The sequence below is a fragment of the Aliivibrio sp. S3MY1 genome (assembly GCF_028765575.1).
In the GTDB taxonomy this organism is placed as follows: Bacteria; Pseudomonadota; Gammaproteobacteria; order Enterobacterales; family Vibrionaceae; genus Aliivibrio.
Genome location: NZ_JARACO010000008.1, coordinates 73,337 through 85,623 on the forward strand (window position 1 = coordinate 73,337; position 12,287 = coordinate 85,623).

Below are 12,287 nucleotides of genomic sequence, written 5' to 3' on the forward strand. Positions count from 1 at the left end.
CAGAGCGTCTTAGGACATTAAAAATTCCCATTAAAGGGAATAACATAAAATGGATAGAACATAATGAATTTACATGAATATCAAGCAAAGCAACTCTTTGCAGAATACGGCCTGCCTGTACCTGAAGGTTACGCTTGTGATACCCCTCAAGAAGCTTTTGAAGCAGCAGGACGAATCAGTACTGCTAAGAAAGTAGTAAAATGTCAAGTTCACGCCGGTGGCCGTGGTAAAGCGGGGGGTGTTGAACTACATGATACAAAAGAAGGCGTTAAAGAGTTCGCTCAAAAGTGGCTAGGTAAAAATCTAGTGACTTTCCAAACCGATGCTAACGGACAACCAGTCACTAAAGTGTTGGTTGAAGAAGCATCAAATATTGCAAACGAATTATATTTAGGTGCGGTTGTTGACCGTGCTACGCGTCGTATCGTTTTCATGGCATCTACTGAAGGTGGTGTGGATATCGAGAAGATTGCTGAAGAAACGCCAGAGTTAATTCACCAAGCCGCTATTGACCCATTAGTTGGTCCTCAAGCCTTTCAAGGTCGTGAATTAGCATTTAAGCTTGGTCTTGAAGGCGATCAAATCAAGCAATTTGTTAAGATCTTTTTAGGACTTGGCAATATGTTTGCTGAGTATGACTTAGCTCTACTGGAAATTAACCCTCTTGTTGTGACTGCAGAAGGCAATCTTCTGTGTCTAGATGGTAAAATTAACATTGATTCAAACGCAATGTACCGTCAACCAAAGCTACGTGAAATGCATGATCCATCTCAAGAAGATGAGCGCGAAGCGCATGCTGCACAGTGGGAACTAAACTACGTTGCTCTTGATGGTAGCATTGGTTGTATGGTTAACGGCGCTGGTCTTGCTATGGGCACAATGGACATCGTCAATCTACACGGTGGCCAACCTGCTAACTTCCTTGATGTTGGCGGCGGTGCGACAAAAGAGCGAGTAACTGAAGCGTTCAAAATCATTCTATCAGACAGCAATGTTAAAGCCGTTCTAGTAAATATCTTTGGTGGTATTGTACGTTGTGACCTAATTGCTGATGGCATTATTGGTGCTGTTGAAGAGGTTGGGGTAGAAGTTCCTGTTGTTGTTCGTCTTGAAGGTAACAACGCACCACTAGGTTCACAAAAACTGGCTGAAAGTGGCCTAAATATTATTGCGGCTACATCATTAACTGAAGCTGCTGAAAAAGTTGTTGCTGCTGCGGAGGGAAAATAATGTCTGTACTCATTAATAAAGATACAAAAGTTATCTGCCAAGGTTTCACTGGTGGTCAAGGTACTTTCCACTCTGAGCAAGCTCTTAATTACGGGACAAAAATGGTTGGTGGCGTATCACCAGGCAAAGGCGGTCAAATTCATCTTGGTCTTCCTGTATTTAACACCGTTCGTGATGCTGTTGAAGCAACTGGTGCAACGGCTTCTGTTATTTATGTACCGGCTCCTTTCTGTAAAGACGCAATTCTTGAAGCAATCGATGCGGGCATTAAGCTTATCGTAACGATTACAGAGGGTATTCCAACCCTTGATCTTCTTGACGTTAAAGTTCGCCTAGATGCTGAAGGCGTAGTAATGATTGGTCCTAACTGTCCGGGTGTGATCACTCCTGATGAATGTAAGATTGGTATCATGCCTGGTCACATTCATAAGAAAGGTAAAGTTGGTATCGTATCTCGTTCAGGTACGCTGACTTATGAAGCGGTTAAGCAAACAACAGATGAAGGCTTTGGCCAATCAACGTGTGTTGGTATCGGTGGTGATCCAATTCCGGGTTCAAACTTCATTGATATCTTAAAACTGTTCCAAGAAGATCCAGAAACAGAAGCAATTATAATGATTGGCGAGATCGGCGGAACAGCGGAAGAAGAAGCTGCTGAGTTTATTAAGCACAATGTTACAAAACCAGTTGTATCTTACATTGCAGGCGTTACTGCTCCTCCTGGTAAGCGTATGGGCCATGCCGGTGCGATTATTTCTGGCGGTAAAGGTACAGCGGAAGATAAGTTTGCAGCACTTGAAGAAGCAGGCGTTAAAACAGTAAAAAGCCTTGCTGATATCGGCAAAGCACTTCGTGAAGTGACTGGTTGGTAATTATTTAAGCTAAAACATGAATGAATCAAAAGCCATTTATAGAAATATGAATGGCTTTTGTGTATTTGTAACTTCTAGAAGCATTCACTTACAAATGTAGCGGGCGAAATGAGTATAAACAATAATCATCTTTTTGATAGGATTGAGTGCTTTTCTTTCTCAGGATACGACTCATACCGACATAAACAAGTATATGATTTGTTTAAATAAGCAGGCTATTTACTCGGGTCGTATATATATATAAATAAAAGGATGAATAGCACTTAATACCAATAACAGTATTGGTATAAATTATTAATGGTTATTTAATTTGAGAATACACATGCAATTTAATGCTAAATCTAAGTATGTAATTATCTATTTAATTTTTTCTGCTGCGATGTTTGGGTCTATTATTATGGGTGCCTACAATGTTAGATATACATTAGAAATAAATAACGTAACGAGGTTAGAGAATTTATTAACTAATGCTAAAAATACGATTGCAACTTTAGAGCAAAAAGTAGTTTCTGGTGAGCTAGATGAAATTAAAGCAAAAAAATTAGCTAGTGAATTAATGCAGAGCTATGATTATTCAGATAATGAATATATCTGGATGACGGATGAAAATTTAACCTTCTTAGCTGCACCGTTAGATCCTCAAATTATCGGTCAGTCATTTGAAAGCATTGTTAGTCTTGAAGCAAAAAGCCATATTCTCAGTAACCTTACTGTCGCAGGGCAGGTTATTACCTACTCTTGGTTTACAACTCGAGATAACATAACAACAGAAGTAAAATCTATAGCAGTTAAAACCAAGTATTGGAATTGGTACTTAGGTAGTGGTGTTCAAGAGAAAAAAGTAAATGATACTTTTAAAGCCTTTCTTCTTGAGGGATTAGTAATTGGTTTTATTGTTAATTTATTTATTGGTATTGTTATGTTTTTTACGGTACGAAAATATAATAAAACACTAGGTAATGATCCTGAGGTTATTTTAAATGTTATTGATCGTATTTCTCGTGGTGACCTAACACATATAAATGCCACAAACAGTCGTCATGTTGGTATATATGGGCGTGTTCTTGAAATGGCGCAAAACATTAAAGAACTAGTGACAGATATTAATAAGTTAACTCTTGAATTAAGTGAATCATCTCATTATTTATCTTCGTCAGCTCATACTATGAATATCAGCATGAAATCCCAAATGGAGCAATTAGGGCAAGCAGCTGTAGCAACAGATCAAATTGTTGTTAGCGTTGATGAAGTAACTAAAAGTGCAATTCAGGCTTTTGATTCGGCTCTAGAAGTTAACAATACTTCAAATCATTGCATTAATACTATTGGGTATATGAATAGTGATATGCAAGCATTAGCCGTTAATATTAAAGATGTTTCAATCGTCATTGAAAATTTACAAGTTAAAACAGAAAACATAGGTAGTATTTTAGATGTAATCCGTAGTATTGCTGATCAAACTAATTTATTAGCCCTAAATGCGGCGATTGAAGCAGCAAGAGCTGGTGAAAGTGGAAGAGGCTTTGCTGTTGTTGCTGATGAGGTGAGATTGCTTGCAAGTAGAACTCAAGACAGTACCGCACAAATATCGGCTATGATTGCAGAATTGCAAAATGAGGCTGTAAAATCCGTTACTTTAATGCAAAGTAATTCGGATGATGCACATCAAATTGCAGAAAAGACGGTAGAGACTCAGCATACAGTCAGTTCTATTTTTGAGTCTGTTGCAACCATTCAAACAATGAATAGCCAAATATCAGCATCTGCAGAAGAGCAATTAACCGCAACATCTAGTGTTAACCAGCTCATTACAGAGATTAATATTTTTGCGAATGAGAATGCATCAGATGTTGATGCAACGGAGAAGCAGTCAGAGAGATTAGGTTTGATGGCCGATAACTTAACTGCGATAGTTAATCGATTTAAGATTTAAGATTTAAGTAAATATAAAGTAAATACAGTTAAAGCAATACTACGGAAGGTAGTATTGCTTTACTTTATATTACTAGTTATGTGCTTTCTTTAGTTGAGATAGCATAAATATAGCAGCACCAGAAACAACCACAGAAGGGCCAGCAGGTGTATCGTAGTGCCATGAAAGAGCTAAACCTGCAATAACAGCGATACAACCAAAAATTGAAGCAAGTAACACCATTTGTTCAGGCGAGCGAGAAAAGCGTCTCGCAGTGGCCGCAGGGATGATTAGTAAAGATGTTATTATTAGAGCCCCGACAAATTTCATTGAAATAGCAATCACTAATCCAACCATTAGCATTAAGACTAAACGCATTAAATTTACATTTACCCCTTCAACTTGAGCCAGTTCTTCACTAATTGTCGATGAAAGTAGTGGCCTCCATACGATATATATCAAGCCTAAAACAATGATAACGCCAGTATAGATATAAGTTAAGTCTTCATAAGTAACAGCAAGTAAATCACCAAACAAATAAGACATTAAATCAACTCTAACATTATCTAAAAAGCTAACCGCAACTAAGCCTAATGATAGGGAGCTGTGCGCTAAAATTCCAAGTAAGGTATCAGTGGCGACTAACCGTTGTTTTTGTAATGTCACTAATAATAATGCGATGGCAATACAGCAGACAATCAAGGCTAGGTTTAAATTGATATCGAATAAAAAGCCAAGCGATAATCCAAGTAAAGAAGCATGAGCAAGAGTATCACCAAAATACGCCATTTTTCGCCATACAACGAAAGAACCCAGTGGGCCTGCAAGTAATGCTATACCTAATCCAGCTAATAGAGCGGGAAGTAAAAACTCAATCATAATGACGCCTTTTTATTTTTGCTGCAGCATGACCCATCGCTTGGCTCACCAGATAAATCATGGTTATGGTGATGGTCATGATGATAGAAAGCGAGTTGTTGATCTCGTTGCTGACCAAATAATGCAATATATTTAGGATGTTTAGAAATAGAAGAAGGAGCGCCAGAACAACAAATGTGGTGCTGAAGACAAATTACTTCATCTGTTTTTGCCATTACAAGGTGCAGATCATGTGAAACCATAAACACAGCACAGTTAAAACGATGGCGAATAGATTCAATTAATGCATACAAGCTAATTTGGCCTTGGATATCGACACCTTGGGCAGGTTCATCAAGAACGAGCAAATCAGGGCGTTGTAATAAGGCTCTAGCAAGAAGTACACGTTGTGACTCCCCACCAGATAATTTATGCATATTCGAGTGAAGTAAGTGCTCTGCCTCAACCAGTATTAGCGCCTCAAGATGTTCTTGCTGACTGTATTTTCTGGCTAATTTTAAAAAACCATGAACAGTAAGAGGAAGAGAGTCATTTAAGTGCAGTTTTTGAGGCACATAACCAATGCGTAATTTTTTTTCTTTTGTAATTATGCCGCTGGTCGGTTTTTGTAAACCGAGAATAGCCTTCACTAATGTTGATTTTCCCGCACCGTTAGGGCCGATCAGGGTAATAATCTTATTTGGTTCAATAGATAATGAGATATTATCGAGAACATGGCGGTCATCAAAGACAACGCAGACATCTTGTAAAGTAAGTAATGGAGTCATTTTTTAATAAGAGTCATTTGCAATTAGTAAGTGTTATAATGTAACATTTTAGAAATCCAATCGCCATCACATTTTTTAAGAGAAGATCATGAGTAAAAAAATTCAATTCGTTGCCTTATGTTTATGCACTTTATTAGGGGCTCAAGCCCAAGCGATGACAGTATTGTCCTCAGTGAAACCAATTCACTTAATTGTGCAAGAGTTAACTCGTGATGTATCAGATTCATCTTATCTTGTACCACAAAGTGCTTCTCCTCATGATTATGCGTTACGTCCTTCAGATATAAAGAAAGTAAAAAAAGCAGATATGATCATTTGGTATGGAAATGATTTAGAACCCTTTCTAAGTAAAATATTAGAAGATCAAAAAAATGTAGTAACGATTAGCCAGTTTAGTTCGGTTGATTTTTTCCATTTTGATCAACATGATCACGATGCTCATGGCGAAGACGATGGTCATCATCACAATACCGACCCGCATTTCTGGTTAGGTCCAAAGGAATCACTAGGTGTCGCAAAAGAGATAACAGTACAGTTGATTAAAAAGGATCCATTGAATAAAGAACAATATCAGTCTAACCTTGCAGTGTTTGAAAATAAGTTAACACAGGCAGTGAAGACAATTTCAGACCAACTGAAACCAGTGCAAGATAAGGGGTACTTCGTATTTCATGATGCATATGGTTATTTTGAACGTTATTTTGGAATGAATAACTTGGGGCACTTTACGGTGAGTCCGGATAGAAAACCGGGTGCAAAAACTTTGATTAATATAAAAAAATCACTTTTAAATCAGCAAGCAGTATGTGTCTTTGCAGAGCCTCAGTTTGAACCAGCAATTGTGACAACAATTACCAGAGGCACTGAGGTGCATAAAGGTGAATTAGATCCTTTAGCGATACAACAAGCAGATGAAGAGGGTGCTTATTTTATATTTTTATCAACCATCAGTAATGAGTTATCACGTTGTCTAAGTCAATAAAATATAAAGAAGTTATCACCACTAGATTTGGTTCGCTATCTAAAAGGCATAAGATTGTTCTATTGTCGTTATTCCTATTTACTTGCGCTATTTTTATTTGGAAACCAACAGATAGCTTACAGAGGACTTCTTCTGTTTCAAATAGAAATGAGGTTTCTTTATCAAGCGAAAATCTTCAAACATTAGCAGATCAGAACAGTGAACCAGTAGGCACTATTTTTGAACCTAATGATCCTGAATTTAATGCGCCTAAAGATGAACTAGATGAACAATTAGCCGCAAAAGATATCTTACATTCTCATACTGTCGCTTCAGGTGAAACGTTAGGTGCTATTTTTAATCAATATGCACTGCCAATAGCTGATATGTATTCACTGCTTGAAGTGAATAAATCAGCGGCAAATATGCGTGTTGGTGTTGATTTAGAATGGCAACAGGATGAAAGTGGGAAATTAACTGAGTTAAAAATTCATCGTAATATTAAAAATACGGATGTTTACGCTTGGAATGGAAACCAATATACCTTCGAGCAAGTAGAAGAGAAAGGTGAAATTAAACCGGTATTTCTAACAGGTAGAGTGACCAGTAATTTTTATAATTCAGCACGAGCAGCAGGTCTAACACCAGGTCAAATTCAGGTACTAGCGAAGCAATTGCAGTGGAAATTTGATTTTGGCAAAGAAGCGCGTAAAGGTGATAAATTTGCAGTAGAAATCAATAGAGAGTTTATTGATGGTAAAGCGGTGTCATCAGGTGATGTAGAGGCGGTATTGTATAAAAACGGTAATAGAGAAATTACATTACTTAAACATACCGATGGGCATTATTATGATGTACAAGGGCGCAGTTTGAACCGAGCATTAGAACGCTACCCAACACATCAGCGTTTCAGAGTTAGTTCGTCATTTAATCCATACCGTAAACACCCAATAACAGGGCGTATTTCACCACATAACGGAACCGATTTTGCCGCTCCTGTAGGAACCGCAGTTTATGCCACTGGTGATGGTGTTGTTGTGCGAGCTTTACATCACTCTCTTGCGGGTAACTATGTGATTATCAAACATGGGCGTGAGTACATGACGCGTTATCTTCACTTAAGTAAGATTTTAGTGAAAAAGGGGCAGAAAGTATCAATGGGAGATAAGATTGCTTTAAGTGGTAATACTGGTCGCTCAACTGGCCCTCACTTACATTATGAGCTAATTAAAAATGGTCGTGCAGTAAATGCATTGAAAGTGCCATTACCTCAGGCATCCCCTGTAACTAAAGCGGAAAGAGCGCACTTTAAACAGCAAGCTCAATTAACTATTGATGCACTACGAGATCAAGTTTAAGAATAGTTAATTAACCTCAATTAAAGCCTTTTTTATTTATCGAATAAAAAGGGCTTTTTTTTCCTCTCGCCAACATTGATAATCGAATTTCCCTCATTGCTATATAAGTAGACTTTTTCTATCATATTGGATCCTTTCTTTTTATTCCAAGGCGAGTAGATGTCTTTATTCAGAATACTTACGCTAAGTATTTTTCTCTCTTTCTCTACTTTTACTTCTTCTTTTGCAAGCAATACGATCTTTTATCCAATGCCAATTCATACAGATGGCCAGTATATAATGGCTCAGCAGCTTTTCTTACGTGATGATGGTGCGATTTGGATGTACGACGTGTATGGACAAATTCATTTATTTGATGGACAAAATATTTTCACACTAGGTGAAAAATCAGGTACACAACGACCAAGAGAAATTTCATATATTGATGATAAATTTTGGTTTATTAAAGAGAATAAAATTCAGAGTTGGTCTGAACAGGCAGGTTTTAATATTGAATACGAACTACCTCTGGACAGTAAACAACGCAGCTTACACCAGAGTAATGGTGTGTTTTGGGGGCATGATGGAGAGCAGTTTTTTATTTACGAACCTGAAGATAACTCATTTATTAGTGCGAATATTATCGGTTCGAATACCAGTTATATTATCAATGAGATAGAAATAACAGATGCTATTCACATTGATAGTCGCTGGCTAGTGGCAACTTCAAAAGGGCTATTTGAATTTGATCTGGCAACAAAAACGTATACCCCGCTATTTTTGGGGCAGTACATTGATGCTATTTTTTATTCAGAAGAAAAAGGGCAAATAATTCTTGGCACACATGACAGTATTTGGTTAACAGAGTTAACAGAAGAGCAGGTAACGATCGATCGTAAGATACCAATCAAAAAATCGTTATTGTCGTTTGCAGAGACAAAGGAATCATTTTGGTTTGGAACCGATAATGGTTTATATAAATGGAATTTTTCAAACCAACAACTTGAATACTTTCAATCGATTGTTCGGGATGGTTACTCACTGGAAGGCAATAAGATTTATGCCTTACTCGAAGATAAGAAGAATGGAGTTTGGGTTGCCACCGATAATGGTGTCAGTTATTACTCTGATGGTAGTCAATTATTTTCCCGTGTTCGTTATAAAGAAGCGAATGGGAGATTAGACATGAATGAAATTACCGCTATTTTGCAAACGCCAGATGACAATGCCTGGTTTAGTTCCCGTACCGGGTTATTTTGGATAAATTCGTTGGATTTAGAATCTACTATTCATAAAGTAATGCCACAGCACGTAAATGATCTTAGCTATGGGCAAGGTTTTGTATGGGTAGGGACGACATCTGGTGTTTATCAAGTTGATAGTACTACAAAAGAAATCAGCTTGCCCAAGGGGCTTAAGGGAATTAAGAATAAGAATATTGATAACCTACTAATGGATTCTTCCGGTATTTTATGGTTTTCCAGTCATGATGGTTTGTACAAATATAATACCAATACCACTCAGTTGATCGACTTAGGTTTCTCTTGGTTTTTAGAGAATAAATATCCTAGTAAAATTACCCATTTATATGAAAATAAAAATGGCCAACTATCTATTGGTACTAATATGGGGATGTATCTATACGAAAATGGCTCTCTGACATTTGATTACGTCTATGCTAGTGCTGGTAGCGTTCTTGATATGGTCGATACGGAATATGGAAACTCATGGATAATAAGTAACTATGGGTTGCAGATCAGTGAGCAGAATAAAAGAAGAAGAGATATCCCATTATCTGAAAAATACACAACACCTCATTGCGTATTATCGACTAGTAATGGTGTCTGGCTGTCATCAAGTAAAGGTCTTTCTTTATATACTCACCAAGGTCGTTTAACCAAGCACTTTGGTAGTCAAAGAGGTCTAATTAATAATGAATTATTAACTGGGCTATGTTCCATTTCATCCAATGGAACAATGATGTTTGTGAGTAAAGATGGCCTTTTTTTCGCGAATGAACAAGAATTACTTGAGTATCAAATCACTAACCCGCATGTGGTTTTTGGTCAGATTAACATTGACCATTCTACAGTCAGTTATGGTATGGATGAAAAGCGTTTAGAACAGATACCCTATGGCGCAAGTATTTCTTTTTTATTCGGAGTTTTACCTGAATTTCAAAACACCGCCCTTTCCTATCAGTTAGTTGGTGCTAGTGATACCACATGGCAAAATATTGATGGCAACTCACTTATTTTTTATTCTTTAAAACCTGGAAAATATACTTTAAGAATTAAGCCTCGTAATATTGGTCACAGAACCAGTCAAGTTACCGAGTTTTTCTTCTATGTCGAAGTCCCTTGGTTTTTCTCACCTTGGTTCATATTTTCAATGTTTAGTTTTCTTCTGCTTAGTGTGGTTGGTATTTACTTTTGGCGATCAAAAGAGATTAAAAAAAGTAATGAGCAATTGAAAAAACGAGTAGAGCGGAAAACGCTTCAGTTAAGTAACCAAGGTAAGGCATTAATATCAAGCAATCGACAATTACAGAAATTACTTACAGTGAGGCAGCATGTAATATCGGAAATGGCAGAACAAGTAGAGCAACCAATCAGAGAGATTCAAACTAACTTACAAAAGAGAGGGTCATTAACTAATTTACTTCTGGCGAATCAGTGTGAATACAGCTTAACGCTATTGAAGCAGTTAACGAATATTGAGCCTTTTGTCATGTTGCAAAAAAATAATCGAACCAATCAGGTATTTACACCGTTATTAAGGGCGGCAGTTAAGAGCTGGAAAGATGAGTATCATGCAAAAGGCGTTGAACTTTATTTAGATGATCATTCGACAAGTTGCTCTGTCTTTGTTCAGCCGCTATTGATTGATGCGATTTTTAATAATTTACTTTTCAATTTATTAAAAAGAAGTCAGTGTGGTGAGCAAGTGACAGTCCGTATTGATTGTCATGATCAGAGAGTCATCGCTTACTTCTTTAGTGAAGGAGATTGCATTAGTGTCGATGAATTAGAAGAATTGAAGCGAGTAGATTTAACCGAGGTTATAGAAGTACTCAACCAAGCTTTAGGCCTTTCTTCTGTTAAGCAATTAACAGTACAAAATGGAGGTCATTTTGAAATCAAAAAAAATACACTTGGTGAAAATGAACTTGCACTCTCTTGGCCTATTGCTAGCGATATATTGAGTGATAAGACCAAAGGTATAAAACCAGAAGGCAGTACTGCGGTTGAGAAAGACCCACAACAAGAGTGGCTCATTAGCGTTTATCAAATAGTTGAGGATAATTATCATGACTCTGGGTTTGGTACTCGAGCTGTCGTAAAAGCATTGTTTATTTCTGAGCGAAACTTTCAGCGTAAATTTAAGATGATCACTCAACGCTCATTTATGGAGTACTTGATTGAAGTTAAGTTAGAAAAAGCATGTGAGTTATTGATCTCAGGAAGTAAAGTTGCTGATGCCGCATTTGATTCAGGGTTTAATGACCCATCTTATTTTAGTAAACGATTTAAGCGTCATTATGGATTATCGCCAACGCAATTTGTTACTGAAAATGAAGAGTGATGGAATTGAAATAAGAAAGAGATAGATGAGAAAAAAGATCGCGACGTAGCCGGGGGGACTACGTCGCGGGCATCAAAGATACCTTCGCTTGCTGCCGAGGTAATAAGATAAATCCTATCACCTCCATTAGAATAAAAGTTTGAGAAGTTTCCCTCTCGATGTACAAACTATACGTCGGCTTTCTTTTTTTACATATCAAAATAACGACAATCTATTGGTATAAATCCGCCACTAAGCAAATTCCAATATAAGCTATTGAAAATTAACGCTTTTATTGGTTGTCGGTTTTGTTTCTATTCTTTTATTATTTTGACGTTGTTTTTTGTTTGATTTTTTTGACGTAATTGACGTTGACTTGGGAGCGGTATCACGAAAGATATTTTTCTGAATAAACGTTTTGATTTATAGGATTTTTGTCAATTTACTGACAAAAATTGATTTAGCGCAAGAAAAATGTAAGCGTAAGTTATAGAATGAAACGAAATAATAATGATTCTCACTATCGTGGAGCTTAAGATGAAACTAACGCAATTAGATAGCGGAAAAAAAGCCGTAGTAACAGATATGTCTTTATTACCAACAGATACAAGAAAGAAGTTAATGGTAATGGGAATGCTACCGCATACGGAAATCTCTATTTTGCGTAAAGCTCCAATGGGTGATCCATTACAAATTAGCGTAAGAGGCACGTCTCTCGCTATTCGTAAAAATTTAGCAGAACAGATCACAGTTAAGGAATTATAA

Annotated in this window: 9 protein-coding genes; 7 read left to right on the forward strand and 2 right to left on the reverse strand. The window is 37.1% G+C overall.

From position 1 onward, the window contains the following. Positions 1–63 precede the first annotated feature (63 nt). The 3 genes from sucC (at position 64) to PVK62_RS07395 (ending at position 4,035) form a co-directional block, all read left to right on the forward strand. Complete coding sequence (gene sucC, locus PVK62_RS07385) at positions 64–1,230, forward strand: ADP-forming succinate--CoA ligase subunit beta (RefSeq protein WP_130043127.1); 1,167 nt, start codon at positions 64–66, stop codon at positions 1,228–1,230. Continuing rightward, positions 1,230–2,102 (forward strand): succinate--CoA ligase subunit alpha, encoded by an 873-nt coding sequence (gene sucD / locus PVK62_RS07390; RefSeq protein WP_274443768.1) that lies wholly within the window; start codon positions 1,230–1,232, stop codon positions 2,100–2,102. Before sucC ends, sucD begins: the two co-directional genes overlap by 1 nt. 322 nt (positions 2,103–2,424) lie before the next feature. Next, positions 2,425–4,035, forward strand: coding sequence for a methyl-accepting chemotaxis protein (locus tag PVK62_RS07395; RefSeq protein ID WP_274443769.1), 1,611 nt, complete (start codon positions 2,425–2,427; stop codon positions 4,033–4,035). A gap of 72 nt (positions 4,036–4,107) precedes the next feature. Here the strand turns inward: PVK62_RS07395 and znuB are convergent, their stop codons facing one another. After that, complete coding sequence (gene znuB / locus PVK62_RS07400; protein WP_274443770.1) at positions 4,108–4,893, reverse strand: zinc ABC transporter permease subunit ZnuB; 786 nt, start codon at positions 4,891–4,893, stop codon at positions 4,108–4,110. After that, positions 4,890–5,660 (reverse strand): zinc ABC transporter ATP-binding protein ZnuC, encoded by a 771-nt coding sequence (znuC, locus tag PVK62_RS07405; protein ID WP_274443771.1) that lies wholly within the window; start codon positions 5,658–5,660, stop codon positions 4,890–4,892. The genes znuB and znuC overlap by 4 nt, the downstream gene beginning before the upstream one ends. An 88-nt stretch (positions 5,661–5,748) precedes the next feature. Between znuC and znuA the strand changes: the two genes are divergently transcribed. The 4 genes from znuA to PVK62_RS07425 all read left to right on the forward strand — a co-directional run bounded on the left by znuA (position 5,749) and on the right by PVK62_RS07425 (position 12,287). Further along, positions 5,749–6,642: a zinc ABC transporter substrate-binding protein ZnuA gene (gene znuA / locus PVK62_RS07410; protein WP_274443772.1), complete on the forward strand. Its 894-nt coding sequence runs from the start codon at positions 5,749–5,751 to the stop codon at positions 6,640–6,642. Continuing rightward, positions 6,639–7,979, forward strand: a complete 1,341-nt coding sequence (gene mepM, locus PVK62_RS07415) for a murein DD-endopeptidase MepM (protein WP_274443818.1) — start codon at positions 6,639–6,641, stop codon at positions 7,977–7,979. Before znuA ends, mepM begins: the two co-directional genes overlap by 4 nt. 159 nt (positions 7,980–8,138) lie before the next feature. Beyond that, positions 8,139–11,543, forward strand: a complete 3,405-nt coding sequence (locus tag PVK62_RS07420) for a hybrid sensor histidine kinase/response regulator transcription factor (RefSeq protein ID WP_274443773.1) — start codon at positions 8,139–8,141, stop codon at positions 11,541–11,543. Between the two features lie 516 nt (positions 11,544–12,059). Next, on the forward strand, positions 12,060–12,287 hold the full coding sequence (locus PVK62_RS07425) for a FeoA family protein (RefSeq protein WP_045101569.1): 228 nt from the start codon (positions 12,060–12,062) through the stop codon (positions 12,285–12,287).